This window comes from Microbacterium sp. NPDC089186 (assembly GCF_040685115.1).
In the GTDB taxonomy this organism is placed as follows: Bacteria; Actinomycetota; Actinomycetes; order Actinomycetales; family Microbacteriaceae; genus Microbacterium; species Microbacterium galbum.
Window position 1 is genome coordinate 632,579 of record NZ_JBFBHJ010000002.1, and the last position, 26,656, is coordinate 659,234.

Annotated in this window: 26 protein-coding genes; 9 read left to right on the top strand and 17 right to left on the bottom strand. The window is 71.2% G+C overall.

Annotated elements, in window-relative coordinates:
* Window positions 1-37: 37 nt before the first annotated feature.
* From AB0N82_RS09310 to AB0N82_RS09320, 3 genes are all read right to left on the bottom strand, one after another.
* The gene (locus AB0N82_RS09310; RefSeq protein ID WP_315995099.1) at window positions 38-1,099 is read right to left on the bottom strand and encodes a polyprenyl synthetase family protein; all 1,062 of its coding nucleotides are present in this window, start codon (window positions 1,097-1,099) and stop codon (window positions 38-40) included.
* Between the two features lie 62 nt (window positions 1,100-1,161).
* Window positions 1,162-1,881, bottom strand: a complete 720-nt coding sequence (locus AB0N82_RS09315) for a demethylmenaquinone methyltransferase (RefSeq protein ID WP_363390766.1) — start codon at window positions 1,879-1,881, stop codon at window positions 1,162-1,164.
* A gap of 9 nt (window positions 1,882-1,890) precedes the next feature.
* Complete coding sequence (locus AB0N82_RS09320) at window positions 1,891-2,454, bottom strand: DUF402 domain-containing protein (protein ID WP_363390769.1); 564 nt, start codon at window positions 2,452-2,454, stop codon at window positions 1,891-1,893.
* Window positions 2,455-2,703: 249 nt separating this feature from the next.
* Between AB0N82_RS09320 and AB0N82_RS09325 the strand changes: the two genes are divergently transcribed.
* Complete coding sequence (locus AB0N82_RS09325) at window positions 2,704-3,918, top strand: isochorismate synthase (RefSeq protein WP_363391208.1); 1,215 nt, start codon at window positions 2,704-2,706, stop codon at window positions 3,916-3,918.
* Between the two features lies 1 nt (window position 3,919).
* On the opposite strand, the gene AB0N82_RS09330 is transcribed toward AB0N82_RS09325, so the two are convergent.
* Window positions 3,920-4,777, bottom strand: a complete 858-nt coding sequence (locus AB0N82_RS09330; RefSeq protein WP_363390772.1) for a PPK2 family polyphosphate kinase — start codon at window positions 4,775-4,777, stop codon at window positions 3,920-3,922.
* Window positions 4,778-4,924: 147 nt separating this feature from the next.
* Window positions 4,925-5,854 carry an NADP-dependent oxidoreductase gene (locus AB0N82_RS09335; protein ID WP_363390775.1) on the bottom strand — a complete coding sequence of 310 codons (930 nt, stop codon included), beginning with the start codon at window positions 5,852-5,854 and terminating at the stop codon, window positions 4,925-4,927.
* A gap of 89 nt (window positions 5,855-5,943) precedes the next feature.
* Here AB0N82_RS09335 and AB0N82_RS09340 point away from each other — a divergent pair, with 89 nt between their 5' ends.
* Window positions 5,944-6,444: a MarR family transcriptional regulator gene (locus tag AB0N82_RS09340; RefSeq protein ID WP_363390778.1), complete on the top strand. Its 501-nt coding sequence runs from the start codon at window positions 5,944-5,946 to the stop codon at window positions 6,442-6,444.
* Between the two features lie 50 nt (window positions 6,445-6,494).
* Here the strand turns inward: AB0N82_RS09340 and menD are convergent, their stop codons facing one another.
* Together menD and AB0N82_RS09350 are read right to left on the bottom strand one after the other, a co-directional pair.
* Complete coding sequence (menD, locus tag AB0N82_RS09345) at window positions 6,495-8,276, bottom strand: 2-succinyl-5-enolpyruvyl-6-hydroxy-3-cyclohexene-1-carboxylic-acid synthase (protein ID WP_363390781.1); 1,782 nt, start codon at window positions 8,274-8,276, stop codon at window positions 6,495-6,497.
* 7 nt (window positions 8,277-8,283) lie between these two features.
* Complete coding sequence (locus AB0N82_RS09350) at window positions 8,284-8,709, bottom strand: PLD nuclease N-terminal domain-containing protein (RefSeq protein ID WP_363390784.1); 426 nt, start codon at window positions 8,707-8,709, stop codon at window positions 8,284-8,286.
* A gap of 108 nt (window positions 8,710-8,817) precedes the next feature.
* Between AB0N82_RS09350 and AB0N82_RS09355 the strand changes: the two genes are divergently transcribed.
* On the top strand, window positions 8,818-9,144 hold the full coding sequence (locus AB0N82_RS09355; protein ID WP_315995107.1) for a DUF4229 domain-containing protein: 327 nt from the start codon (window positions 8,818-8,820) through the stop codon (window positions 9,142-9,144).
* Window positions 9,145-9,299: 155 nt separating this feature from the next.
* On the opposite strand, the gene AB0N82_RS09360 is transcribed toward AB0N82_RS09355, so the two are convergent.
* The 3 genes from AB0N82_RS09360 to AB0N82_RS09370 form a co-directional block, all read right to left on the bottom strand.
* Window positions 9,300-10,271, bottom strand: coding sequence for a 1,4-dihydroxy-2-naphthoate polyprenyltransferase (locus AB0N82_RS09360; RefSeq protein ID WP_363390787.1), 972 nt, complete (start codon window positions 10,269-10,271; stop codon window positions 9,300-9,302).
* Window positions 10,272-10,353: 82 nt separating this feature from the next.
* Complete coding sequence (locus AB0N82_RS09365; RefSeq protein WP_363390790.1) at window positions 10,354-11,505, bottom strand: AMP-binding protein; 1,152 nt, start codon at window positions 11,503-11,505, stop codon at window positions 10,354-10,356.
* Between the two features lie 16 nt (window positions 11,506-11,521).
* On the bottom strand, window positions 11,522-12,424 hold the full coding sequence (locus AB0N82_RS09370) for a 1,4-dihydroxy-2-naphthoyl-CoA synthase (RefSeq protein ID WP_363390793.1): 903 nt from the start codon (window positions 12,422-12,424) through the stop codon (window positions 11,522-11,524).
* A gap of 105 nt (window positions 12,425-12,529) precedes the next feature.
* Here AB0N82_RS09370 and AB0N82_RS09375 point away from each other — a divergent pair, with 105 nt between their 5' ends.
* Window positions 12,530-12,709, top strand: a complete 180-nt coding sequence (locus AB0N82_RS09375; protein WP_363390796.1) for a hypothetical protein — start codon at window positions 12,530-12,532, stop codon at window positions 12,707-12,709.
* A 78-nt stretch (window positions 12,710-12,787) separates the two neighbouring features.
* Here AB0N82_RS09375 and AB0N82_RS09380 read toward each other — a convergent pair whose 3' ends face one another.
* Entirely contained in the window at window positions 12,788-13,585 is a 798-nt protein-coding gene (locus AB0N82_RS09380) for an LLM class F420-dependent oxidoreductase (RefSeq protein ID WP_363390799.1), read from the bottom strand.
* A gap of 94 nt (window positions 13,586-13,679) precedes the next feature.
* Here AB0N82_RS09380 and AB0N82_RS09385 point away from each other — a divergent pair, with 94 nt between their 5' ends.
* Window positions 13,680-13,862: a hypothetical protein gene (locus AB0N82_RS09385; protein ID WP_363390802.1), complete on the top strand. Its 183-nt coding sequence runs from the start codon at window positions 13,680-13,682 to the stop codon at window positions 13,860-13,862.
* A gap of 16 nt (window positions 13,863-13,878) precedes the next feature.
* Window positions 13,879-14,874, top strand: coding sequence for an o-succinylbenzoate synthase (locus AB0N82_RS09390; RefSeq protein ID WP_315995114.1), 996 nt, complete (start codon window positions 13,879-13,881; stop codon window positions 14,872-14,874).
* Here AB0N82_RS09390 and AB0N82_RS09395 read toward each other — a convergent pair.
* Entirely contained in the window at window positions 14,861-15,487 is a 627-nt protein-coding gene (locus AB0N82_RS09395; RefSeq protein ID WP_363390805.1) for a helix-turn-helix domain-containing protein, read from the bottom strand. The two genes, AB0N82_RS09390 and AB0N82_RS09395, sit on opposite strands and share 14 nt — an antisense overlap.
* 117 nt (window positions 15,488-15,604) lie before the next feature.
* Here AB0N82_RS09395 and AB0N82_RS09400 point away from each other — a divergent pair, with 117 nt between their 5' ends.
* The 3 genes from AB0N82_RS09400 (at window position 15,605) to AB0N82_RS09410 (ending at window position 21,726) form a co-directional block, all read left to right on the top strand.
* The gene (locus AB0N82_RS09400) at window positions 15,605-18,493 is read left to right on the top strand and encodes an MMPL family transporter (RefSeq protein WP_363390808.1); all 2,889 of its coding nucleotides are present in this window, start codon (window positions 15,605-15,607) and stop codon (window positions 18,491-18,493) included.
* Complete coding sequence (locus AB0N82_RS09405; RefSeq protein WP_363390811.1) at window positions 18,490-20,574, top strand: YhgE/Pip domain-containing protein; 2,085 nt, start codon at window positions 18,490-18,492, stop codon at window positions 20,572-20,574. Before AB0N82_RS09400 ends, AB0N82_RS09405 begins: the two co-directional genes overlap by 4 nt.
* 681 nt (window positions 20,575-21,255) lie before the next feature.
* Window positions 21,256-21,726, top strand: a complete 471-nt coding sequence (locus tag AB0N82_RS09410; protein ID WP_363390814.1) for a DUF559 domain-containing protein — start codon at window positions 21,256-21,258, stop codon at window positions 21,724-21,726.
* A gap of 185 nt (window positions 21,727-21,911) precedes the next feature.
* Here AB0N82_RS09410 and ccsB read toward each other — a convergent pair whose 3' ends face one another.
* Genes ccsB through AB0N82_RS09435 form a run of 5 tightly spaced genes read right to left on the bottom strand, consistent with a single transcriptional unit; the run spans window position 21,912 to window position 26,621 of the window.
* Entirely contained in the window at window positions 21,912-22,922 is a 1,011-nt protein-coding gene (gene ccsB, locus AB0N82_RS09415; RefSeq protein WP_363390817.1) for a c-type cytochrome biogenesis protein CcsB, read from the bottom strand.
* 4 nt (window positions 22,923-22,926) lie between these two features.
* Complete coding sequence (locus tag AB0N82_RS09420) at window positions 22,927-24,615, bottom strand: cytochrome c biogenesis protein ResB (protein ID WP_363390820.1); 1,689 nt, start codon at window positions 24,613-24,615, stop codon at window positions 22,927-22,929.
* A 13-nt stretch (window positions 24,616-24,628) separates the two neighbouring features.
* Window positions 24,629-25,378, bottom strand: a complete 750-nt coding sequence (locus AB0N82_RS09425) for a cytochrome c biogenesis protein CcdA (protein WP_363390823.1) — start codon at window positions 25,376-25,378, stop codon at window positions 24,629-24,631.
* Window positions 25,375-25,980 (bottom strand): TlpA disulfide reductase family protein, encoded by a 606-nt coding sequence (locus tag AB0N82_RS09430; protein WP_315995122.1) that lies wholly within the window; start codon window positions 25,978-25,980, stop codon window positions 25,375-25,377. Before AB0N82_RS09430 ends, AB0N82_RS09425 begins: the two co-directional genes overlap by 4 nt.
* Window positions 25,980-26,621, bottom strand: coding sequence for a histidine phosphatase family protein (locus AB0N82_RS09435; RefSeq protein WP_315995123.1), 642 nt, complete (start codon window positions 26,619-26,621; stop codon window positions 25,980-25,982). The genes AB0N82_RS09430 and AB0N82_RS09435 overlap by 1 nt, the downstream gene beginning before the upstream one ends.
* Window positions 26,622-26,656 lie beyond the last annotated feature (35 nt).

Sequence of the window (26,656 nt, forward strand, 5' to 3'; positions counted from 1 at the left end):
CCTCTCGATCGCGATCGGGGGGGGTGGGGGAAAAGGGTCAGGCCGAGCGGTCGGCCACGGCGCGGGCGAAGCGCGTCAGCGCCTCGCGCACGGCACCGTCGGGCAGCGGCGCGAGAGCGTCGATGGCCTCCTGCGACCAGCGGTGCGCGAGAGCCAGGGTCTCGTGCGTGGTCTCGTGGTCGCGCAGTTCGGCGAGCGCGCCGTCGAGGATCGACGGATCGGCGCCCGCAGCGATGCGCTCCTGGCCGTCGTCGATGCGCGCGCGCAGATCGGTGGATGCCGCGTCGGAGCGATGCCCGAGAAGCAGGTACGGCATCGTCGGCACGCCCGCACGCAGGTCGGTGCCGGGCACCTTGCCCGTCTCGGACGGGTCGGGCGAGAGGTCGATGACGTCATCGAGCAGCTGGAAGGCGACGCCCGCCTTCTCACCGAAGACGACCATGGGCTCCTCGAACTCCTCGGGAGCACCGGAGTAGATGATTCCCGACTGCGCGGCAGCCGCGATGAGCGACCCCGTCTTGTCGGCGAGCACCTGCAGGTAGAAGTCGACGGGCTCGTCGCCGTCCTGCGGGCCGACGGTCTCGTGCATCTGCCCGAGCACGAGACGCTCGAACGTGTCGGCCTGCAGCTGGATCGCCCGCTCGCCGCGGCGGGCCATCAGCTGGCTCGCGCGGGCGAAGAGCAGATCGCCGGTGAGGATGGCGATGTTGTTGCCCCACACCGTCTGAGCGCTGGGCACACCGCGACGCTTGTCGGCACCGTCCATGACGTCGTCGTGGTACAGCGAGCCGAGGTGGGTCAGCTCGAGGGCCGTGGCGACCTCGACGACCTCCTTGGTCGTGCCCTGACCGAGCTGCGCCGTGAGGATCGCGAGCATCGGCCGGACCCTCTTCCCGCCGGCCTCGTAGAGGTAGCGGGCGGTCACGTCGGCGAGCTTGTCGGCGCTGCGTACCTCGCCCTCGAGCTCGCTCTCGACGCGCGCCAGTCCGGCCTCCACGGTGGAGAGGAGGGTGCGAGAACGCAGGCCGGCGAAGATGCGGTCGCTCAGGCCCAGCTTTCCCGACAGGCGGGTGCTGGCCGCAGACGGTCTCGGGGTCACGATTTCAGCCTATCCTGGCGCAGCCGGAGGCCGCCGCGGGTATCTCGACGGTTGACAGGGCCCTAGGAGGCCGGGCGGATGCCGCGGTGCAGCGCCACGATCCCGAATGACAGGTTGCGGTAGGCGACGTCATCCCATCCCGCGTCGCGCATCCAGCGCGCCAGGGTGGGCTGGTCGGGCCAGTCGCGGATCGACTCGTTGAGGTAGTCGTAGGCCTCGGCGTTGCTGCTCATGGCCTTGGCCACGACGGGGAGGACCCGGTCATTGTAGAAGCGGTAGAGACCGTTGAACGCGCGGGACGGCGGGTGCGAGAACTCGCACACGACGATGCGGCCGCCGGGGCGGGTCACCCGGCGGAGCTCCCGGAGCGCGCGACGGGGGTCGTTGACGTTGCGCAGACCGAACGACATCGTCACCGCGTCGAACTCGCCGTCCTCGAACGGCAGGTCGGTGGCATCCGCCTGCACGAACTCCAGGTTCGGCACGTCGCCGTGACGACGGCGCCCCTCGGCGATCATGCCCTTCGAGAAGTCGGCCGCGACCACGTGGGCCCCGCTGGGCACGAAGGCCATCGACGAAGTACCGGTCCCGGCCGCGAGGTCGAGGATGCGCTCCCCGCTCTTCGGCGCCACGGCCCGCAGGACGGCCGCGCGCCACAGGCGGTCGTTGCCGAGGCTCAGGACCGAGTTGGTGCGGTCGTAGGCTGCGGCGACCTGGTCGAACATGCCGCTGACGCGCTGCGGGTCTTTGCCGAGGTCGGCGCGGTTGGGGTCGCTGCTCACCCGTCGAGTCTAGGCGCGCGCCGGGTCGTCGTCGCCGGGGGTTGCCAGCGCCGCCAGGCGTTCCAGCCAGGGACCCGTGACGTCGTCCGAGAACGGCGCCTCGCGATCGCGCACGCGTCGCTCGAGGTCGCTCGCCGTGGCATCCAGGTGCTCCACGATGTCGAGGGGGTAGCCGTACCGCACGCGGTGCTCGTCCCACTCGTCGCGGTCGTCGATCCAGGTGCCGCGTTCGTCGGTGCGGCGCACCACGTCGAGGTCCATGTCGATGCCCCGGGGCACACCGTCGTCGTGCCACCGCACGTCCCACGCGAGGTCGATGTAGACGGCGACCGGGTGGGGGTCGGCGTTGTGCGTGAAGGCCCAATCCCCACTCGCGGGAACGAGGGTCACGTTCGGCTGCCGGCACACGAACTCCGCCCCCGGTCGCGCGCTGCGCCAGCCCACCTGCTGACCGAACCACTCGCCCCATTCGTCGGAGCCGAGGTACACGCTGTCCTGCACCCAGTGCGGCGAACCGTCCCACTTGCGCCATTCGAAGAGCAGGCGGGTGCCGGGAGCGGGACGGTTATCCATGTTCCGGAGTCTAAATCGCACCGCGGCGCCGGGCTCTGGTCTCCACGCGAGCCACGGCGCACGACATCTGCGTCCGGGGCGGCGGACACCCGCCGGCGCGACCATCTCGGCCGCGTCCCCTCGACGCCGTAGCATCCGGAGACCGCGGACCGCCGGGGCGAGGAGCGCGGGTCTACGCTGAAAGACGTGCTCGAACCCGCGGATGACGTCGTGCCGCGCCTGCGCGTGGTGACACGAGAGCTGGCCCCGATGGACGACGTGCTGGCGTACACGACGCCGTACGACCCGCTGTTCTGGAGCCGTCGCGGCGAATCGCTGGCCGCCTTCGGCGACCTGCTGACGCTGCGCTACACCGGCGCGCAGCCGGGCGACGCGACGATCTCCGAGCGCTGGCGCGCGATCGCGGCGGCCGCCGAGGTCGACGATCCCGTGCAGGTGCCGGGCACCGGACTCGTCGCCTTCGGATCCTTCGTCTTCGACCCGCAGTCCGAGCGCGACAACGTGCTCCGCGTGCCGGGGACCATCGTCGGGCGCCACAGCGGCCGCGCGTGGGTCACGCGCCTCGCTTTCGACGACACCCCCGACGAGCCCGAACCCGAACTTCCGCCGCGCTCCCCCTTCGGTCCGCACTGGTCGGCGACCCTGGGCCCCGGTCGGCAGACGGCCGAGAAGTACCAGGATGCCGTCCGCCAGGCGATCGAGGCGATCGGCGCCCGCGAGGTGGCCAAGGTCGTGCTGGCCCGCGACATCGCGGGGACGGTGCCCGCGGGGTCCGACCTCCGCCGCCTGGTGAGGTCGCTGCTCGAGGGCTACCCCGACTGCTGGGTGTTCGCCGTCGACGGTCTCATCGGCGCGAGCCCGGAGACGCTGGTGACCGTGTCGAAGGGCACCGTGACCGCACGCGTGCTCGCCGGGACCGTCGCGCGCGGAGGAGACGCCGACGCCGACGTCGCGGCATCCGTCGGTCTCACGCGGAGCACGAAAGACCAGGACGAGCACCGCTTCGCGGTGCAGAGCGTGCTCAAGGCCCTTGCACCCCACACGTCGTCGCTCGCGGCCGAGGACCAGCCCTTCACCCTCAAGCTCCCGAACGTCTGGCACCTCGCCACCGACGTGGAGGGGGTGCTGAGCGAAGACGCCTCGTCGCTCGATCTGCTCTCGGTGCTGCACCCCACCGCGGCCGTCGCGGGAACGCCGACGACCGCGGCGATGGAAGTCATCCGCCGCCTCGAGCCCTTCGACCGCGGCCGGTACGCCGGAGCGGTCGGCTGGACGGGGGCCTCGGGCGACGGCGAGTGGGCGATCGCGCTGCGGTGCGCCCAGATCGACCGCGCGGCTCCGTCGTCGCCCACCGCGCCGATCACCGCCTACGCGGGGGCGGGCATCGTGGCCGACAGCGTCCCGGAGTCGGAGCTGCTGGAGACGCGCGTGAAATTCCGTCCCATCGTCGAGGCTCTGGCCTGAGTCAGGACTCGGCGAGACGCCGGCGCTCCACCTCGACGTCGTAGTCGGCCGCGGGCCACTGCGGATCGATGTCGACCAACGCGTCGATCAGCAGCTGCTGCACGGCGAGGCGGGCGTACCACTTGCGGTCGGCCGGGACGACGTGCCACGGCGCGACCGGTGTCGACGTGCGCTCGATGGCGACCTGATAGGCGTCCATGTAGTCGTCCCAGAGCTCGCGCTCGTCGACGTCGGAGGGGTTGTACTTCCAGTGCTTGTCGGGGCGCTCGAGCCGCTTCGCCAGGCGCTCGCGCTGCTCGTCCTTCGAGATGTGCAGCATCACCTTCACCACCCGGATGCCCATCTCGGCCGCCTGCGCCTCGAAGGCGACGATGGCGCCGTAGCGGCGGTCGATCTCATCCGCCGGCGCGAGGGAACGCACGCGTCCGATGAGGACGTCTTCGTAGTGCGAACGGTCGAACACCCCGATGTGGCCGGTGTTCGGCAGGCGTTTCTCGATACGCCACAGGAAGTCGTGCGCGAGCTCCTCGGCCGTGGGCTTCTTGAACGACGCGAGCTCGACACCCTGCGGGTCGACCGCGCCGACGACGTGGCGCACGATCCCGCCCTTGCCCGCGGTGTCCATCGCCTGCAGCACCAGCAGCACCGACCCCGTGGCCGTGCCGGCCACGCTCTCCGCGAAGAGTCGTTCCTGCAGGTCCTCCAGCGGCTCCCGGCCGGCATCGAGATCGGCCTTGCCGTCGTCCTTGTCTCCGTCGTAGCCGGGCGTCGACCGCGTGTCGATGTCGGCGAGGCGGAACCCCGGGTCGACGCGCAAGGCGTCGGCGGCGGGTGTGGACCATCTCTGGCTTCTGCTCATCCCGACATGGTGCCGTGGCATCCGGGATCGACGCGAGAGGTTGACGGGATCGACCTCTGCGCGGGACGGAGCCACCGGCGGGGGCGAATCGGCGCTCGGTCCGCCGATGAACGCGATCATCACCCCTGCTGCGACTCGGAACACGCGTCAGGGTACGACGATGACCTTGCCGGCGATGCGCCCCTCGGCCGCCTCGGCGTGCAGAGCGGGCAGGTCGGTGAGCGGGATGCGGCGGGTGACGTCCACCGCGAGGTCACCCGCGTCGACGAGCCGGACGATCTCGGTGAGACGGGCCGAGTTCGGGCGGACGAACACCGTCGCCGCACGGACGCCGCGTTCGTCGTCGCCGGGGGTCGTCATGAATGCGGTGGTGCTGACGACCACGCCACCGTCGCGGACGAGGGGCACCAGCGCGGTGAATTCCTCGGGGGAGATCGGAGCGAGGTTGAGCAGCACGTCGACCGGCTCGGCGACCGCGTCCCGCAGCATGGTGCGGGTGTGGTCGACGACCTCGTCGGCACCCGCGGCGCGGACCGCCGACGCACTGCGCGGGCTCGCCGTCGCGATGACGTGCGCTCCGGCACGGCGAGCGAGACGGATCGCGTGAGCCCCCACGGCGCCGCCGGCCCCGACGATGAACAGGCGCTGGCCCGCCTGAAGCCCACCCTCGTCAAACAGTGCCTGCCACGCGGTCAGAGCGACCGAGGGGAGAGCCGCCGCATTGGCGAGATCCACCCGGGAAGGAGCAGCGGTCAGGGACCGGGCCGGGGCGACGACGTACTCCGCGGCGCCGCCGTCGCCCTCCATCGGCAGGAAGCCGATCACCGCGTCGCCCACCGCGAGGTCGTGGACGTCCTCGCCGACCGCGTCGACCGTGCCCGAGACGTCGTAGCCGGGAACGTGGGGCAGCTGGATCGGGATCGGGAGGAATCCCGCCCGCATGCCGTTGTCCGCGGCGTTGAACGCCGACGCGGCGACCCTCAGGCGTACCTGATCGGCGCCGGGCTCAGGAAGCTGGATCTCCTCTGCGCGCAGCACCTCGGGTCCGCCGATCTCGTGGAATCGCATTGCCTTCATGATGTTCCCCTTCGTCAGATACTTCGTATTCGAAGCAACATCGGAACCCTAGCACTGCTACGAATTCGAAGCAACGCTAAGATGGGGGAATGAGCCGCGACGCATCCACGGTCAGTCCCACGCAGCTGCGCGCCTACCTCGCCTTCACCGAGGTCAGCAACCTCCTGCGACACGCGGTCGAGAAGCAGCTGCGGGATGCCGGCGAGCTGAGCTACGTGCAGTTCCAGCTCCTCGCGACCCTGGGGGAAGCGGAGGACGGACGCCTGCGCATGACCGATCTCGCCGATCAGCTGGTGCACAGCCGCAGCGGCCTGACCTACCAGGCGCAGACGCTGGAGCGGCGCGGACTGGTGACACGTTCGCCGTCGCCCGACGACGAACGCAGCGTCGTGGTCGCCCTCACCGCGGCCGGGCGGGACGTGCTCGCCAACGTGTTCCCCGGCCACATCGACGCGCTGCACCGATTGCTGTTCTCGTCCTTGACGGACGCGGACATCGACGATCTCGCCCGCATCCTCCAGCGCGCGGCCGACCATCTGCGCGCCGATCCGCCCCGCTCAGCCGCGCCGCGGTCGGCGTCGAGCCGCTGAAAGCGCAGAACCCCGACACGAACCGCTGACGGCACGCGCGGTGTCGGATGTCAGCGCGACAGAGGCACCTCGATGAGCTGTCGACGCCCGCTCGGGGCCGTCAGCACCTGATCGAGAGCGACGCGGGTGGTGCAGCGGTGGTACTCCCACCCAAAGGCGAGGGCGAGCTGCTCGAGACGCGCGGTCTGGGGGGTGTACTGCACGCGCGTCATCGCATCGTCGCCGGCGACGGATGCCACCTCGAGGCCGTCGAAGATCGTGCCGCCTCCGTCGTTCCCGACCACGACCTGCAGGCGCGGCTCCTGCTCCCCCGGCGGCAGCAGCAGCGCGCCCATGTCGTGCAGGAAGGCGAGATCGCCCAGCAGCAGGCGCGTGACGCCCGGTCTCTCGTCGACCTGGCTGGCAAGGGCGACGCCCGTCGCGGTGGCGATCGTGCCGTCGATGCCCGCAAGGCCGCGATTGGAGTGCACGGTCACCTTCTTGCCCCCGAGCAGCTCATCGGCCACGCGGACGATGCGCGACGAGCCGAACACCAGACGGTCGTGCGGCCAGGTGGCCCGCCACAGCGCGTCGACGAGGGCGGCCCGATCCACGGGCGCCCGCATCACGCCGACCTCGGCGTTGATCGCCCCGAGCCGCTCCGACGGGACGACGGATGCCAGCCCCTCGGCGTCGGGAGCGGGCGGCGACAGGTCGACGGCGGCGTCGCGCGAAGCGCGCATCCACTCGCCGAGCCACGCCCGATCGCCGGTGCCCGCCGGTCGCACGGCATCGACCGCGACCGTCGCGCCGTTCAGGTTCACGGGCTCGCCCGGTCCGCGCACCGCGAGGATCTCGACGTCGTCGCGCATGAGCAGCCGGGTCACCTCGCGGCTGAGCGTCGGGCGACCGAACACCACGACGCGCTCGATCCGCCCGCCGAGGTCGGGGTCGCGCAGCAGAGCGCGGTAGCCGTGCACCACGTGGCGGCCGAATCGCGCGCCGCTGACGATCTCGGCGACGAGGGGGAACCCGCCGTCGTGCGCGAACTGCTCGGCGGCGGGACCGGCGTCGGCTCCCGCGACCACGATGGTGCGGAGGCCGGAGGGCACGGGGTGCGCCGCCTCGGTCTCGGGCGCGACGTCGGCGACGCCGATGCCGCCGCCCCCCTGGTACAGCGCGCCGGACACGTCGGGATCTTCGGCGGCGGCGACGTCGTCGGATGCGGGGGATGCCGCCCGCGCGGCGAGCCACGACGGGGCGGCGCCGGCGAGGGGCTCGCGGAAGGGCACGTTGAGGTGCACCGGACCGGCGGCACGCGCTCCCTCGCCGAGAGAGGCGGCGAGCGCTTCGGCCGCGACCTGGTCGAGAGCTGCGCTCTGCTCGTCATCCCCGGTGTGGTCGACCGCCTCGGGAACGGCGAGATCGGCCTCGAACCGGGTCGCCGAGCGGAACAGCCCCGGCTGCCGGGTGGTCTGGTTCGCCCCGACCCCGCGCAGCTCCGGCGGGCGGTCGGCGGTCAGCAGCAGCAGCGGCACGCCGGCATGGTGGGCCTCGAGGGCGGCCGGCACGAGGTTGGCCACGGCGGTGCCGGACGTGCAGACGACGACCGCCGGCATCCCGGTCTCTCGACCGATGCCCAGCGCGGTGAAGCCGGCGACGCGTTCGTCGATGCGCACGTGCAACGCGACCAGGCCCGCGCGCTCGAGCTCGGCAGCGACGAGGGCGAGAGCCTGCGAGCGCGAGCCGGGGCTGACCACGATGTGCCGCACGCCACGGGAGACGAGACCGGCGAGCAGCGCGGCGGCCGCATCCGTCGAGGGCGCGGCGGACCGATCGTTCGGCGAGGTCACGAGCGGCTCAGCCGACGGTGCCGCGCTGGCCGCGGGTGTCGTCGTCGCCGGGCTTGCCGCCATCGGGAGTGTCACCCGGGTCGGTCGTGCGGGGCGGGCGCGGCGGTTCGTCGGCGTCGGCGTCGAGCTGGGCGAGCTCCTCCTCGAGACGTCGGATGCGCTCGTCCTGCTCGGCGCGCGCCGAGGCGGTCATGCGCCCGAGGAACTCGGGGTCGTCGTCGGGGGCGCGACGTACGACCGGCTGACTCGCCCGGCCACGACCGATGAGGAACCACAGGATGCCGCCGAGCACCGGCAGCAGGATGACGATGGCCATCCACGCCGGCTTGCTGACCCCGCGGTGACGCGAGGGGGGTTGCACAGCGCAGTCGACGATCGTGTAGACCCAGAACAGGACCGCCACGAACGCCAGGATGAGAAGCAGCCGTGCCATGGACCGATTCTACGTGCGTCGGCTGGACGAGGGCCCGGAGCTCTTCCTCATCCCCCACCGTCGAACGACCCGGGAAGGAGGCGAAGGCCGCCGCCGTAGAATGGACGAATGCGCGCACGTTCGGCCCTCGTCTACACGGTGCTGCGATTGCTCGCGTTCCTCGTGCCGCTCGGCGTCCTGCTGCTGTTCCCCGTGTTCCAGGAGCTCCCCTGGCTCGCGGCGATCTTCGCGGCCCTCATCGGCTTCAGCCTCTCGCTGCTGTTCCTCCGCCGCCCCCTCGAGAAGGTCACCGGCGGACTCGCCGAGCGCCGCACGCAGCGCAGCACGACGACAGGACGCCGCTCCGGTGCGGACTCCGACGCCGATGCCGAAGACGCGGTGGTCGACGCCGCACGCGTCGACGTCGACCGCGAGCAACGGCCCGCCGCGGACTGAGCTCCCACCGGCCGACTCGGCCGCACGGGAACCCCCGGCCGGACGCCCGCACCCCTCCCGTCATCCGGTCCGACCGGCGCGCTCGACCGACGGCGGGGCGACGCAGATCACGGCGCCCCTCCGCAAGGGGCGGTCGGACCCCCGCGGGGTCCGGATCAGCCGGCGAACGCCCAGAAGAGCAGCGCGCCGTAGGCGACGGACGTGAAGCTCGTCACCTGCAGCGCCGTGATGAGCTCCCGGGGTGTGCGGTACGTCCACACGATGAGGATCGCGGCCAGGCCGCCGAGCGACGCGATGAGGGTCAGCCAGGCGATCGGGTACACGAACGCCAGGAACACGGCGATCGCGAACGGGACGAGCACGAAGAGCGTGAACAGCACCTGGGTGGGACGCCGGCCGATCAGCACCGACAGCGTGCGCTTTCCGGCGAGGCGGTCCTGATCGATGTCGCGCAGGTTGTTGGCCAGCAGCACGGCGCACGCGAGCAGACCCGCGGCGACCGCGCCGAACCATGCTTCCTGCGGTAGCGCCTGCACCTGCAGCCACGTCGTGCCGAGGGTGGCGACGAGGCCGAAGAACACGAAGACGAAGAGCTCGCCCATCGCGTTGTAGCCGTAGGGGCGCTTGCCCCCCGTGTAGAACCACGCGGCGACGATGCAGACGGCCCCGACCGCGAGCAGCCACCACTGTCCCGTGCGTACGACCAGCGCCAGCCCGATGACGGCGGCGAGCGCGAAGAACGCGAGCGCGACGATCAGCACCGTGCGCGGCTTCGCCTTCCGGCCCCCGGTGAGGCGTCCGGGCCCCACGCGCACGTCGTCGGTCCCCCGGATGCCGTCGGAATAATCGTTGGCGTAGTTGACGCCGATCTGCAGGGCGAACGCGACCGCCAGACAGGCGAGCGCGATCACCCAGTGGAGCCGCTCGTCGACGAGCGTCGCCGCTCCCGTTCCGATCAACACGGGGGTGATGGCGAGCGGAAGGGTCCGCAGGCGGGCGGCCGCGATCCAGTCGCGCGCCGTGGCCGGGGCGGTGGCCTGCGGCGCACCCGCCTTCGCCTTCTGCGGGTTGCCGCCGGGGCGACGCTTCTTGGCGGGGTGCGAACGCTTGCGAGAGGGTGCTGCCACGGAGGGCAATCCTATGCCCGCCGGTCGTGCCCCTGTCCGCGCGTCGTGCCCGTGCCCGTACGATCTCGCCCGCGGGTCGCGCTCATGCCCGCGAGTCGAGCGCGACCGCGGCGCGCAGCGCCGCTCGGTCGGGCTTTCCCGACGACAGCGTCGGGAGCTCGGCGATCGAGACGACCCGCGCCGGACGCGCCGGTGCCCCCATCGACGAACCCACCACCGCGCGGATGCGCTCGAGGACCGCGGCCTCCGCGGCCGGTGGGATGCCCGGGACCACGACGGCGGACCCCTGTCCCCACTCGGCATCCGGGATCGGGACGACCACCGCCTCCTCGAGCCCCGCGATGGCTCGCACCGCCGCCTCCACCCGGTCGAGGGAGACGTTCACCCCGCCCGAGACGACGACGTTGTCGATCCGACCGGTCACGCTCAGCACGCCGTCGACGATCTCGCCCCCGTCGCCCGTGCGGTACCAGCGGGTGCCGTCGGCGCCGACGGGAAAGACGGATGCCGTGCGCTCGGGGTCACCGAGATAGCCCTCCGCGAGCGTGGGTCCCGACAGGAGCACCTCGCCGTCGACGACCGTCATCCCGACCCCGTCGAGCGGCACGCCGTCGTAGACGCAGCCCCCGCTCGTCTCGCTCGAGCCGTAGGTGCGCACGATCCGGGCGCCGAGGGCCTCCGCACGCGCCGCCACCGACGGCGCGAGGGCCTGACCGCCGATGAGGATCGCCTCGAACGAGCGCAGCGCCTCGGCCACCGTCGGATCGGCGTCCGCGGCATCCACCAGCCGCTGCAGCTGCGCGGGGACGAGGGAGGTGTAGGTCGGCACGCGGGCGCCGTTGTCGTGCGACGCCATTCCGCGCGCCGCCGCGGCGAACGGCTCGGGGCGGAAGGGCCCCGCGACGACCGCGGGCTCGCGATCGGCCAGCAGGGCGCGCACGAGAACCTGCACGCCTGCGACGTAGGTCGCCGGCACGGCCAGCAGCCACGCCCCCTCCCCGATGCGCGCCGCGGTCGCGTACGCGCTCGCGATGAGGGCGTTCCGGCTGATCACGACCGACTTCGGCACACCGGTCGAGCCCGAGGTCGTCACGACGACGGCGGTTCCGGGTGGCACGTCCTCGGGCAGCGCACCGCCGCCCAGGGCGGCGGCGGGACCTGCTCCGACGACGGCCGCCCTCAGTGCTCGCAGCACATCGCGCGGATCCGTGGATGCCGGCGGCTCGAGCCTCACGGGCGGGTCCGAGCCATCAGTAGTGCCACGGCACGTCGGACCAGTCGGGCTCGCGCTTCTCGAGGAAGGAGTCACGTCCCTCGACCGCCTCATCCGTGCCGTACGCGAGACGCGTCGCCTCCCCGGCGAACAGCTGCTGGCCGACGAGCCCGTCGTCGACGGCGTTGAAGGCGTACTTGAGCATGCGGATCGCGGTGGGCGACTTCGTCAGGATCGTGCGGGCCATCGACAGCGCTTCGCGTTCGAGATCGGCGTGCGCGACGACTCGGTTGACCGCGCCCATCTCGTACGCCCGCTCGGCGGAGTACTCCTCGGCGAGGAAGAAGATCTCCCGCGCGAACTTCTGACCGATCTGGCGCGCGAAATAGGCGGAGCCGTACCCGGCGTCGAACGAGCCGACATCGGCATCCGTCTGCTTGAACCGACCGTGCTCGCGGCTGGCGATGGACAGGTCGCAGACGACGTTGAGCGAGTGGCCGCCACCGGCCGCCCACCCGGGGACGACGGCGATGACGACCTTCGGCATGAACCGGATGAGGCGCTGGACCTCGAGGATGTGCAGACGACCGGCGCGGCCCGGGTCGTGCACGATATGCTCTTCGTGCGAGTACTTGTAGCCGTCGCGCCCCCGGATGCGCTGGTCGCCCCCGGAGCAGAACGCCCACCCGCCGTCTTTCTGGCTCGGGCCGTTGCCCGTCAGCAGGACGACGCCGATCCGGTGGTCCTGCCGCGCGATGTCGAGGGCGCGGTACAACTCGTCGACGGTGTGCGGACGGAAGGCGTTGCGCACCTCCGGGCGGTCGAACGCGATGCGCGCGACGCGGCCGTCGTGGGTGACGTGGGCGGTGATGTCGGTGTACCCCTCGGCGCCGGGCGCCAGGGTCCATTCCGCGGGGTCGAAGAGCTCGGAGACGGTCACGGTTTCAGCCTACGCGCGGGCGCCCCGCACGGACCGGCGGGCGCCCACCTGTGGACGGACCCCGTGGAGCGCCGTAGCCTGGGCAACCCGACGATCGGAGTCAGCATGACGAAGAAGGTGTCGATTCTGGGCCGCATCCGCGAATACTTCCTGGGTGCTCCCTCACACGACCAGTCCGAGGATGCACGGCGCTCGATGAACCATCAGAGCGAGACGGCGTACCACGCCGGCGAGGCCGTGAAGAACTGGACGGGCACGTCCGGCGGAGCACAGTTCGAGCCGTGAACGACGACAGCGGCGCCCCGATCGAATCGGGGCGCCGCTGTCGTCGTGGGGCGCCCTCAGCGATCGGGGCGCCCGCGGTCACGCGTTCTTCGCGTCGCGCCAGCGCAGCCAGCGCTCGACGAGCGAGTAGTCCCACTCAGGACCCGAGAAGCCGAGCGTGAACAGGCGGGTTCCGGCGTCGAAGAGCGCGTCGGCGACGTCCTCGTCGCGGTCCTTGAGCTCGTTCGAGACGACGAGGTTCGAGAGGTCGCGCTGCTCGGTCTCGGCCCAGCGCTCGATGACCTCGAACTTGTGCGGCAGCTCGTCGGGCGTGACGAAGCTGTGCCAGATGTGGGCGTGACGGGCGACCATCCGAAGGGTCTTCTGCTCGCCCTTGCCGCCGATCATGACGGGGATCTCACGGGTGGGTGCGGGGTTGAGCTTCGACCAGCGGGCGGCGATGCGATCGAGGTCGGTCGCGAGGGCGTTCAACCGCGACCCCGCGGTGCCGAACTCGTACCCGTACTCGTCGTAGTCGCGCTGGAACCATCCGGAACCCGTGCCGAAGATGAAGCGACCGGTGTCGCCGCCCTTCTTGCTGATGTGGTCGACGGTGCGGGCCATGTCGGCCTGCAGGTCGGCGTTGCGGTAGCTGTTGCAGTTGACGAGAGCGCCGAACTCGACGCGCTCGGTCTGCTCGGCCCACGCGGCCAGCATCGTCCACGCCTCGAAGTGCTCGCCGTCGGGATCGCCGTAGAGAGGGAAGAAGTGGTCCCAGTTGAACAGGACGTCGACGCCCATCTCCTCGAGACGGAGGACGGCGTCGCGGATGTCGGAGTACTGCACGTGCTGCGGCTGGATCTGGACGCCGAGCCGGACGGGGGTGTCGAAGAGCATGGCGTCAGCCTATGCCCGCTGCCGGGCGCCGAGACGGGTGGACCTCGCGGGCGACCGCACGTAGCGTGGAGGGTTCACGACGATCGGAGTCATCATGACGAAGAAGGTGTCGATCCTCGCGCGGATGCGCGACTACCTGTTCGGCCCGCGACGCACGCGGGCGGAATTCGAGGGGGCGATGGAGTCGCTCGACCACCAGCGCAACCTGTCAGCGTCGTACAGTGACGAACGGCAGAAATTCCTCCCCGGCGGGCCCCCTGCTCCGAACCACCGCTGAGCACCATGATGAGGGCATGAGCACCGTCGCCCTCCCCCCGCTCGCCGACATCCTCGCCACCGCGCGGGTGGTGTCGCTTCCCCTCGCCGCCCGTTTCCGCGGCATCCTCACGCGCGAAGCGCTCGTGTTCGAGGGACCGGAGGGATGGACGGAGTTCTCGCCCTTCGTGGAGTACGACGACACCGAGGCCGCGACCTGGCTCGCCGCCGCCGTCGACTACGGGTGGGCGGCCTCCCCCGCCCCGGTCCGCGACGGCGTCGGAGTGAACGCGACGATGCCCGCGGTCGCGGCATCCGAGGTCGCCGGGCTCCTCGCCCGATACGACGGATGCCGGACGGTCAAGGTGAAGGTGGCCGAGGCCGGGCAGACCCTCGCCGACGACGTCGCGCGGGTCCGCGCGGTGCGCGAGAGCATGGGCCCGGAGGGGCGTGTGCGCATCGACGCCAACGCGGCGTGGAACGTCGACGAGGCGGAACGGGCCGTGCACGCCCTGGCCGAGTTCGACCTGGAATACGTCGAACAGCCGTGCGCCGAGATCGAGGAGCTCGCGCAGCTGCGGGAACGCATCGCCTACCTCGACATCCCGATCGCCGCCGATGAAAGCGTCCGCAAGGCGGCGGACCCGCTCCGCGTCGCGCGCAGCGGCGCGGCCGATCTGCTCGTCATCAAGGCGCAGCCCCTCGGCGGTGTCCACGCGGCACGCGAGATCGTGCGGCAGGCGGGACTCCCCGTCGTCGTCTCCAGCGCGCTCGACACCTCGATCGGGCTGTCGATGGGCGCCGCCCTCGCGGCATCGCTGCCCGCGCTCCCCTACGACTGCGGGCTGGGCACAGCCTCGCTGTTCGCCGCCGACGTGGTGGCATCCCCCCTTGTGGCCCGTGGCGGGGTGCTCTCCCTCGAGCGCCCGCGCCCCACCGGCCTCGACCTCGACCGCGTGGCCGCCGACGACGAACGGCGCGACTGGTGGGTGGCGCGCCTCGGCCGCTGCCACGACCTGCTCACTCGAGGATGAGGCCGACCACCTGTGACAGGCGATCCGCCAGACCGGACCGCGACTCCGACGGCGCCTGACGAGTGAGCAACGCCGTCTCGGACGTCGAAATCCACACCGACAGCAGAAGATCGGTGGCCACGTCCGCAGGAACGCGGAGCGAGAGTCCCCGCGCGGCGGCGATGTCACGGACGAGCTGGGTGACGCTCTCCCCCATGCCCTGGTTGAGAGCCAGGTAGGCCTCGGCGAAACCCGGGTTGCGCAGCGCCTGAAGGCGCGTTTCGGCCCCGAGGAGGACGTCCAGCCGGTCCTCGCCGGTGGCCTCGAGCACCTCCTGGACGAGCTGCAGCACGTCGCCGGCGTCTTCGAGGCCGCGACTCTCGATCGATGTGACGCGCGCGCGCACCGCCGCGATCGTCGTCTCCGCCGATCGCGCGCACAGGGCCAGGAAGAGCTCCTCCTTCGACCCGAAGTTGGAGTAGAACGCGCCGCGAGTGAAGCCGGCACGCTCGCAGATGGCCTCGACCGACGCTCCGTCGATGCCGACCTCGGCGAACATCTCGGCTGCGGCATCCATGAGACGGACGCGTGTGTTCTCGCGGCGGCGCGTCGTCGCGGGCGCGGAATCGGTCATCCGAGGCCTCCTGTTCTCGGGTGACATCCAGGTTCGACAGCACCCCCGAGGGTCTAGGATACATTGTTGTATCCGATACGGTGATGTATCGACCCGTTCACCGATCTGGGAGTCACCGTGTCGACATTCCTGTACACCCTCGGGCGTTGGTCGTTCCGTCACCCGTGGCGCGTTCTCACGGCCTGGCTGCTCGTGCTCGTGCTCGCCGGCGGAGGTGTCGCGCTGTTCGCGAAGGGCACCGACAACACCTTCACTATCCCCGGCACGGAGTCGCAGGCGGGTCTCGAGATGCTCGGGCGCACGTTCCCCCAGGTGAGCGGCGCCAGCGCCGAGATCATCGTGGTCTCCGCCGACGGGGCGAAGGTCACCGACCCGGCGTATCAAGACGCCGTGCAGAAGACGTCGACCGACATCGGCGACCTCGATTTCGTCGAAGCCGTGACCGACCCCTACGACACCCGCATCTCGGGCGGCATCTCCGACGACGAACGCGCCGCCATCGTCCGCATCCAGTTCTCCGGCGAGGCCACCGAGGTGCCGCAGGCCACCGAAGACGGGCTCCGCGAGGCCGCGACGGTTCTGGGCGAGGCACTTCCCCCCGGTTCGCAATCCGTTCTCGGTGGGCAGCTGTTCGCCACCGAGATCCCCGGCGCCTCACTCACCGAAGCCCTCGGCGTGCTCATCGCCGCGCTCGTGCTGATGGTGACGTTCCGCTCGTTCCTGGTGGCCGGGATGCCGCTGGCCACCGCCATCCTGGGCGTCGCCCTCTCGATCGCCCTCATCTTCATCGCGACCGGCTTCGCGACCGTGTCGTCGACGACTCCGCTGCTGGCGGTGATGTTGGGCCTGGCGGTCGGCATCGACTACGCGCTCTTCATCGTGTCTCGACATCAAGACCAGACGAGAGCGGGCATGGACCCCGAGGAGTCCACGGCCCGCGCGGTCGGCACCGCGGGTTCGGCCGTGGTGTTCGCCGGCATCACGGTGCTCATCGCCCTCATCGGGCTGAGCTTCGCCGGCATCCCGTTCCTGACGACCATGGGGATCGCCGCCTCCGTCGCCGTCGCGATCGCGGTGTGCGTCGGGCTGACGCTCACGCCGGCCTTCCTCGGCTTCGCCGGTCACCGTGTCGTCGGGTGGGGATACAAGCGCCCGAAGAAGCGCTCGCGCACCGCCACCGCCGAAGACGACACGGCCGCCGCCGAAGAGGCCGCCGCCGAGAGCGTGCGACGCGCCACCACCGCGGCCATCAAAGCCGAGCGGAACGGCCCCGCCAAGCGCTGGGTCGGCCTGGTGACCCGGCATCCGGTGGTCACCACCGTCGCGGTGATCGGGCTGCTCGGCGTCACCGCCGTTCCCGCCGCGTCGCTGGCCCTGACTCTGCCGAACGCCGGCCAACTGCCCGAGGGCGACGAGGCGCGCGTCGCCTACGAGCTGACCGACGAGTACTTCGGACCGGGAGCGAACGGGCCGCTCATCATGACCGGCACGATCGTGACCTCGAACGATCCCCTCACCCTCATGACCGACATCGGCGACGAGATCGCCAAGATCCCCGGGGTCGCCGAAGTGGCCCTGGCCACCCCCAACGAGACCGCCGACACCGGCATCGTGCAGATCGTCCCCGAGACCGCACCCGACGACCCCCGCACCGCCGACCTCGTGCGCGAGCTGCGGGCTCAGGAGGATCGCCTCTACGACGAGTTCGGCGTGCGCCTGCTCGTCACCGGCTACACCGCGGTGACGATCGACATCTCCGACCAGCTCGGAGCCGCGCTCCTGCCCTTCGGCCTCTTCGTCGTCGGACTCTCCCTCGTGCTGCTGATGATCGTGTTCCGCTCGATCTGGGTTCCGCTCACCGCTGCGGGCGGATATCTGCTGTCGGTCGCCGCCTCGTTCGGCGTGGTCGCCGCGGTGTTCGAGTGGGGCTGGTTCGCCGATGCGCTGCATGTCGCGAAGGTCGGGCCCATCATCAGCTTCATGCCGATCGTCGTCATGGGCGTGCTCTTCGGCCTCGCCATGGACTACCAGGTCTTCCTCGTCTCGCGCATGCGCGAGGACTACGTCCACGCGAAGCGCGAGGGGCGCACACCCCGCGAGGTGGCACTCGGCGCGGTGCGCAGCGGCTTCGCGGCATCCGCCCGTGTCGTCGTGGCGGCCGCGGTCATCATGTTCGCCGTGTTCGTCGCGTTCGTGCCCGAGGGCGACTCGAGTCTCAAGCCCATCGCCCTGGGGCTCGCGGTCGGCGTGGCCGTCGACGCGTTCCTCGTACGCATGACCCTCGTCCCGGCGATCCTCGCGCTGCTGGGCGCGAAGGCCTGGTGGATGCCGCGCTGGCTCGACCGCATCCTGCCCAAGCTCGACGTCGAGGGCGAGGCCGTCGAGCGCGAGGTGCACCTCGCCGAGTGGCCCTCCGAGCCCGCGATGGCGATCGCCGCCGACGACCTGCGCACCAGCGTCGCCTCCGAGACCGAGGAGCCGGTCTTCCGCGACGTGTCGATGCGACTGGGGTACGGCGGCACCCTGCTCGTGACGGGAGAGAGCCGCACCACGCGCGCACTTCTCCTCGCCCTCGCCGGTCGCCTGTCGAAGATCGAGGGGAAGCTGCGCGTCGACGGGCTCCTGGTGCCCGAACGCGCCGGTGCCGTACGCGCCCGCGTCGGTGTCGCCCTCCTCGACGACCCCTCGACGGCGGAGGCGGACGTGGCCCAGGCCGTCGCCCGCGGCACACGCATCGTCGTCGTCTGCGACATCGACCGCCTCGACGACGACGCCCGCGATGACGTCGCACACGTGCTCCGCCGCGCGGCCGTCGAGGCCCGCGAGCGGTCGGGCGACGCGTCGTCGCCCTTCACGCTCGTCGTCTCTGCCCGCGACGAGCGCCGTGCCCTCGCCCTGCTGTCCGAGGCGCACCGCCCCGACGTGACCTCCCTCCCGTTGCCCACGCCGCGACGGCACCGCTCCGAACCCGAAACCTTCGCCGATCTCTCCGAGGTGTTCGCATGACTCTCCCCGTCGAGCGCTCCCGCTCGCGCCGCCCCGTCACGTGGTTGACGCTCATCGGCGTGCTCCTGCTGCCCGCCGTGATCGGCGGCATCCTGGTGGGCGCGCTGTACAACCCCACCGACCGACTCGAGAACATCACGGCCGCGATCGTCAATGACGACAAGGCCGTCGAGCTGAACGGTCAACTCGTTCCCCTGGGGCGCCAGCTCACCGGCGGCCTCGTGAAGGGCGCTGACGACCAGCCGAGCAACATCGACTGGGTGATCTCGAATGACGAGGATGCCGCGGCCGGTCTCGCCGACGGCACCTACACCGCCGTCGTCACGATCCCCGAGAACTTCACCGCCGCCTCGTTGTCGACGCGCCCCGGCGAGACGCCGGTCAAGGCGACCATCGGCGTGCAGACCGCTCCCGACGCGCGCGTCGTCGACGGAGCGATCACCTCCGCGCTCGCAACGACCGCCACGAGCGTCTACGGGGGCGAGCTGTCCTCTCAGTATCTGAAGAACGTCTTCCTTGGCTTCACGACGCTGGGCGACCAGCTCGGTTCCGCGGCGAGCGGCGCCCATCAGCTGGCCGACGGGGCATCGCAGGCCGCGTCCGGCGCGGGTGATCTGCGCGACGGCCTGGGACAGCTCTCGAACGGAGCCTCGAGCCTCGCCGATGGGGCGTCGCAGCTCGCGGCCGGCGCGGGTCCGCTCGCCGACGGCGCGACGCAGTTGGCATCGGGCTCGACGGCGCTCGCGAACGGGACGCGGGATGCCGCGGCGGGAGTGAGCAAGCTCGCGACCGGTGCCGACGGCATCGCGGCCGGCAATCAGCAGCTCGCGACGCAGATCAACGGTCTCGCCGACCAGATCCCGCCGGGTTTCGCCGACGACGCGCAGAAGCTCGCCGATGCCGCCCCGCAGGTCAACAAGGCTCTCGTCGACGCGAACGCCGCCCTGCAGAAGGCGGCGGCGGAGTGCACGGGGACCCCGGAGCAGTGCCAGGCGCTGCGCGATGCGGCAGCCGCCGCCGCGGCCTCCCTCGACCGGGCCACCGACACCGTCACGCAGATCGGCGACCTCGCCGGTCAGGCGGCGCAGCTGCCCACGGGCATCCGTGCGATCGCCGACGCCAACCAGCAGCTCGCCGACGGCGCGACCGGCCTCGCCGGTGGCGCCCGCGAGGCGGCCTCCGGACTCGGCACGCTCGCCGGCGGCATGGACGGCATCGCCGGGGGCGCGACGAAACTGACTGACGGCGCGACGCAGTTCGGCACCGGAGCCGCGGCCCTCGGCTCGGGCGCCGCGCAGCTGGCATCCGGAGCCTCCGGCGCAGAGGACGGCGCCGGCCAGCTCGCCGACGGCGTGCAGCAGGTCGCGACGGGAACATCCTCCCTCGCCGATGGGCTCGACACCGCCGTCGCGCAGTTGCCGACGTACACCGACACCCAGGCGACCACCCTCGCCGACGTCGTCGCCGACCCGGTCTCGGCCACGGGCGCAGACAATTCGTTGTTCGGCCTCGCCGCGGTGCCCCTGTTGGCCATGGCCGTGCTGTGGTTCGGCGGGCTCGCCTCGTTCGTCGCATTCCAGGCGGTGTCGGCGCGCGCTCTCACCAGCCGTCGCCCGTCCGCGCTGGTCGCGCTGCGCGGCTTCGCCCCCGCTGCGCTCGTCGGCGCCGTGCAGGGCCTGCTGGTCGCCTCCGTCGTCCAGATCGCCTCGAAGTACGACTGGGGCGACTGGGCCCTCTTCGCCCTCGTGTGCATCGCGGCCGGCATCGCCTTCGCCGCCGTCCACCAGGCCCTCGTGGCGGTGTTCGGCGGAGCGGGCCGATGGATCGCGGCGGTGATCGGCGCCCTGGCCCTGGGCGCGAGCATCGTGTCGACCGTGCCGCCCGCGCTGGCCGCCGCGGCATCCCTGCTGCCGACCGCCCCCGCCTACGACGCGATGCTCGGCGCCCTGTCGTCGGCCGGCGGAGTCGGGGCGGGTATCGCCGGGTTCGTGGTCTGGGCCGTGCTGTCGCTCATCGCCACGACACTGATCGTGGTGCGCCGCCGCACCACCTCCACCCGCGCCGCCGCCCAGCCCGCGTAAGCGCGCGGGTGCCATGCGCGGCGAGGGCCTCGGCTCCGCAGCCGCAGCACGCCGCCGTCTCGATCCAGTGTCCAGAACATACGGACTCTTTCGTCAAGTGTCCGGGTGTTCTGGACGGTCGATCGGGCGCGAAAGCGGGATCCGCCGGGGCGCAGGCCATCTCGTACGGTTCCTCCCCTGCGCGATCGTTGTGCGATCGGGCCACAGAAGCCGAGGAACCCAACACCACAAGCGTCTCTGCTGCGCTGTGGTCAAGGTATGCAGAGGTTGCCCCTCCCGGAGGAATTGGGTCCCGCGTTCACCGTGAGTGAGGCGCGACGCCTGGGCGTGTCGCGCGACCGGCTCACCGCCCGAGACCTGCACGCCGCGTTCCATGGAATCCGCGCTCGTGCGCCTCTTCCGACGGATGACGTTCTCGCACGGTGTCGTGCGTACGAGCCGCGCCTGACCTCCGCGCAGTTCTTCAGCCACACCACCACGGCGAGCTTGTGGGGCCTCCCGTTGCCCGCGTTCGGCTCGATCGACCTGCATATCTCGGCCCTCCCACCGGCCCGAGAACCGCGGACCCGCGGGGTCAGGGGGCACCGCCTCGACCTGCCGATCGAGCACCTCACACTCCGACACGGGCTGCCCACTCCCACCCCGGAGGAGACCTGGGCGCAGCTCGGCACGCTGCTCGGCATGGATGATCTCGTCGCCGCCGGCGACGCCATCCTCACGGGGAAGCTGGCCGACCTCCGTGACCTGGAAGAGGCTGTCCAGCGCCCCGGCCGACGCGGTGCGCGTCGTCTGCGCGAAGCGCTGCCCCTTGTCCGGGCAGGCGCGGAATCACCCAGGGAGACGACTGTGCGTCTCATTCTCGTGCGGGCGGGCCTGCCCGAGCCCGAGCTGAACCCGGAGCTTCGCGACGAGGACGGCAACTTCGTCGCCCGCCTGGATCTCGCCTACCCCGAGTACCGGGTGGCCGTGGAGTACGACGGGAGACAGCACGCCGAGCTCGCCCAGTTCCGACGGGATGCGGACCGCTGGCCCGCTGTCGCGGCCCAAGGGTGGCTCCTCATCAGGGTGGTCGATCACCATCTCCTCGACCCCGTCAGAGGGGTCGTGCACCCGGTGTCTCGCGCTTTGCGCTCACGCGGATGGTGTCCCTGACGGGCTCGAGCGTCCAAAACACCCGGACGTTATCGAGAACTGTCCGGGTGCTTTGGACGCTCATGCGTCCTGCGGCCAGAACGGGACGTTCCCGCCGAGCGTCTTGCGACGAACGGCACGCCCCGGCACACACGAAGGGCCCGCCCGGCGACAGCCGGACGGGCCCGGGAACCGCGTGAGGGTCCTTACGTCGTCAGGCCGCTGTAGGCGTGCAGGCCCTTGAAGAAGACGTTGACGATCGTGAAGTTGAACAGCACCGCGGTGAAGCCGATGATCGACAGCCACGCCGAGCGGGTGCCGCGCCAGCCTCGCGTCGCGCGGGCGTGGATGTAGCCCGCGTAGAGCACCCAGATGACGAAGGTCCAGACTTCCTTGGTGTCGAAGCCCCAGAACCGGCCCCACGCGTCGTTCGCCCAGATGGAGCCGGCGATGAGGGTGAAGGTCCAGAAGATGAATCCGACGATCGCGAAGCGGTAGGCCAGCGACTCGAGGGCGTCGGCGTTCGGAACCGTGCGCAGGAAGCTGCGCTTCGGTTCGGCATCCACCGGGGCTTCGGCGAGCTTGCGCTCGCGCCGCGTCTGGATGAGCTGCACGACCGAGAGCCCGAAAGCGAGGGCGAACAGTGCCGTCGCGAGACTCGCGACGAAGACGTGCACGACGAGCCAGACCGACTTCAGCGGGTCGGCCAGCGGAACGACCTCGACGTGGAACGCCAGCGTCGCGCCACCCAGCAGCAGCACCGCGAGGCCGGTCATGAGCGAGCCGAGGAAGCGCAGGTCGTAGCGCGTCAGCACGGCGAGGTACACCGCGATGATCAGAAGCAGGCCGGTCATGGCGAACTCGTACATGTTCGACCACGGCACGCGCTCGGCTGCGATCCCGCGCAGGACCGTCGCCACGAGGTGGAAGACGAAGCCGAGCGCCGTCAGCACCGTGCCGAGACGCGCCCACAGGTAGCGGGGCTTGGCGGTGGAGGCACCGGATGCCGACGACCCGGCGCCCGCGGAGATCACTCCCCCGCCGCCCGCGGTCACGAGCTCGCGCGCGACGACCTCGTCTTTGGCCTTGAGCGCGAGGTCGGAGCGGCGCGCGAGATCGATGGCGTACGCGATGAACGCCAGCACGTAGATGGCGACCGCCGTCCACACCAGGAGGAGGGAGATCTCGTCGAGGAGAAGCGGGTCGGTTCCGGGCATGGTCTCAGTCTACTTTTCCGGTGTCGGGGTGGCTCTGGGGAGGAGGGCCGGGGAGGGTCGCGCCGTGCTTCTCGGCGAGCTGATCGACGGCGGCGGCGAGCGTCGGGTCCTCACCGCGCGCGAGGCCCGCGTACTCCACGAGCACCGAGCCGCCCTGCGGGGTCGCCTTGACCCACATGCGGCGACGCGGGACGAAGAGCGCGGCGAGCAGGCCGAGCAGCGCCAGCAGGGCGAAGGCGAGCACCCACGGTCCGGCGAGGTCGCGGTGGATCGACAGGGATGCGAAGCGCTTGACCGATCCGTCGTACCCGACGGCCCCCGCGGGCGCCTCGTTCTCGAAGGTGATGGTGCCGAGGCCGTTGGGCAGATCCTCGGTCTGCCCGGGCATGAGCTGGATGGCGGGGTTGCCGCTGTCGCCGCCGGCGATCTGCGTCATGCCCGACGGGTCGAGCGTGTAGACCGAGCGGGGCGTTCCGTCGTCGATGCCGAGGTCGCCCTCGTATACGCGCAGCGTCAGGGTCGGGTACTCCAGCGCCCCGTACGTGGAGGTCAGCGCGCCCGAGGGCAGCACGTCCATCGTCGGGTAGAAAAATCCGAGCAGACCGAGCTGTTCGGGCAGACCGTCGGCGACCTTGATGACGCCGAGCGAAGTCATGTTGGCATCCTGCGGCAGGAACGCGACCGAGTCGTGGAACACCTCGTTGCCCTCGGCGTCGCGGATCGTCACGGTCGGGGCGTAGCCGTTGCCGAGCAGGTAGACGCGGTCGCCCTGCACGTCGAGCGGGTGGTTGACGCGCACCTCGCCGTCCTGCGGGTCGGTGCCGGGGGCCTGCGTCGTCACGTGCGCCACGAAGTCGCCGGCTTGTCCCGAACCGGGCTGCCCGGGCGGAACGTACGACACGTCGAACTTGTCGAGCGTCATCGAGTAGGGCGTGAGGGTGTCTCCGCTGACGAAGCGACCCGGGTTGAACGAGGAGTAGTCGAGCAGGCTGTTCGCGAAGGCCTGGCCCTCGACGAGCACGCGTTGACCGGTGTAGGTGAAGCCCCCACCGACACCGACGGCGATCAGGACGCCCACGAGCGCGCCGTGGAAGAGCAGATTGCCGGTCTCGCGCAGGTACCCGCGCTCCGCCGACACCGAGAACGACCCGCGCCCGTCGTAGCGCGCCACCCGGTAGCCGCTCTTGCGCAGCTGCGCGGCCGCGCTCTCCACGGCGGCGGTCGCCAGGGCATCCGCATCCGCATCCGCGTCGACCGCGATCGAGCGGGAGCGGTGGTCGTCCAGGCGCGACAGACGCGCGGGCGTGCGCGGCGGCTGCGAGCGCAGCGCCTTCCAGTGGTGCTTCGTGCGCGGGAGCACGCAGCCGATCAGCGAGATGAACAGCAGCAGGTAGATCGCCGAGAACCAGGGCGAGGTGTAGACGTCGAACAGGCTGAGCTTGTCGAGTACCGGCGCGAGATCGGGGTTGTCGGTGAAGTACTGCGTGACGCCGTTGGGGTCGGCGCTGCGCTGGGGCACGAGCGATCCCGGGACGGCGGCGATCGCGAGCAGGAGCAGCAGCACGAGGGCCGTGCGCATGCTGGTCAGCTGGCGCCATCCCCACCGCAGCCATCCCACGACGCCCAGGCGCGGCTGGGTGACCTCGTCGGACGTGGAGTCGGCGTGGTCGGACGGACGCAGCGGGTCGGTCATCGTGTTCCCTCGATCAGAGCGGGAGTTGGACATTGCCCATCACCCCCTGCAGGGTCGACATCCACTGGCCCCACAGGCCCGTCACCATGAGCAGGCCGAGCACGATCAGCAGCGCTCCGCCGATGAGGTTCACGACGCGGATGTGCGTGCGCACGAACGCCACGGACTTCGTCGCCCACCCGAAGCCGAGGGCGAGGAGCAGGAAGGGGATGCCGAGGCCCAGCGAGTACATCAGCCCGAGCAGCGCCGCCCGGCCGGGGTCCCCGAGGTTGTACGACACGGAGATGATCGCCGCCAGCGTGGGCCCGATGCACGGGGTCCAGCCGATGCCGAGGGCGATGCCCAGCAAAGGGGCGCCGATGAGCCCCAGGTTGCCACGGGACTGCATCCGCACCGAACGCTGCGCGAGGCCGAACAGCCCGATGAACACCAAGCCCATCAGGATGATGACCACGCCCATGACGCGCGTGATCACGTCGGCGTAGGCGAGGAAGAAGGCGCCCAGCGTTCCGCCCAGCACATTGACGGCCATGAACACGACCGTGAACCCCGCGATGAACAGCAGGGTCCCGCCGAGCAGCCGTCCTCGACCGGGCCCGGATGCCGAGCCCCCGCGCGGGGCGACGGCACCGCCGATATACCCGAGGTAGCCCGGAACGAGCGGCAGCACGCACGGCGAGAGGAAGGAGATGAGGCCGGCCGCGAGCGCGATGGGAACGGCGACCCACAGCGCGCCGTCGAAGACGAGGGCGCCGGGGTTCACGCGCTCTCCGCCACGAGCGTGCGCACGATCGCCTCGAGGATCGAGGCCTCGGGCAGCTCGCCGACGATACGGGCGGCGACGCGGCCCTGCTTGTCGAGCACGAGGGTGGTGGGGGTGGCGTTCAACGGCGTGGCCTTGTTGAACGCGAGCTTCAGCTGGGCGTCGTCGACCGCCATCGCGCTGGAGTACGACACCTCGTGGTCGCGCGCGAACGACAAGGCGGTCGCGGGCTGGTCGTAGGTGTTGATGCCGAGGAAGGCGACGTCCTGTCCCTGGAAGCTCTGGTAGGCCTGCTCGAGACGCGGGGCCTCGATGATGCAGGGACCGCACGTGGCGTACCAGAAGTTGACCACGAGCACCTTGCCTGAGAAGTCGGCGCTCGAGACGGGCGAGCCGTTGTCGAGCGTGCCGGAGAACTCCACGGGCTCGCCGCGCTGATCCGCCGCGATCTCCTTGGTCTGGAAGCCGTTGGCGGCGATGTAGCCCTTGTTGTCGCCGGCGCGGTACTGGTCCGCGAGGGGGTCGGCGCTGCAGGCCGCCAGACCCGTGACGAGCGCGGCGGAGGCGAGGACCGCCCCGACCGCGGAGAGGATTCGGCGCATCACACGGCTCCTACGTCGACGGCGCCGGCGGTGGACGCCGGCGTTGCGTACGCCACCTCGACGAACCGCGGACCGCCGGCGCCGTCGCGCCGTTCGAAGCTCGTCACGCTCGACAGCGCGCAGCGACGCTTGCGCGGGTCGTGTCGGGTGGGCTGGTGGGACAGGGCGAGGTGGGTCACCCAGATGGGGAGCTGGTGCGAGACGACGACGACGTCGCCCGCGGGCACACGGTTCCAGGCGTCATCCATCGCCGCGACCATGCGGGCGACGATCCGCTCGTACGGCTCGCCCCAGCTGGGGACGGCCGGGCGGCTGAGGTGGCGCCAGTTGAGGGGATTCGCGAGCGCCTGCTTCATCCGGCGCCCTTCGAAGACGTTGGTGGGCTCGATCACCCGGTCGTCGATGAACGGCTCGGCACCGAACAGCTCGACGAAAGGCTCGGCGGATTCGCGCGTGCGCTGCAGCGGCGAGACCACGAGAGCGCTCACCGGCCGCTCGAGGCTCTTCACGTACTCGGCCGCCTGCCGCGCCATGCGCCGACCGTCGACGCTCAGGCCGAATCCGGGGAGCCGACCGTAGAGCACGCGACGGGGGTTGTACACCTCTCCGTGGCGCACGAGATGAAGGCGATCGGCGGGCACGATCCCAGTCTAGGCGCGGGTTCTGTGGTCTGACT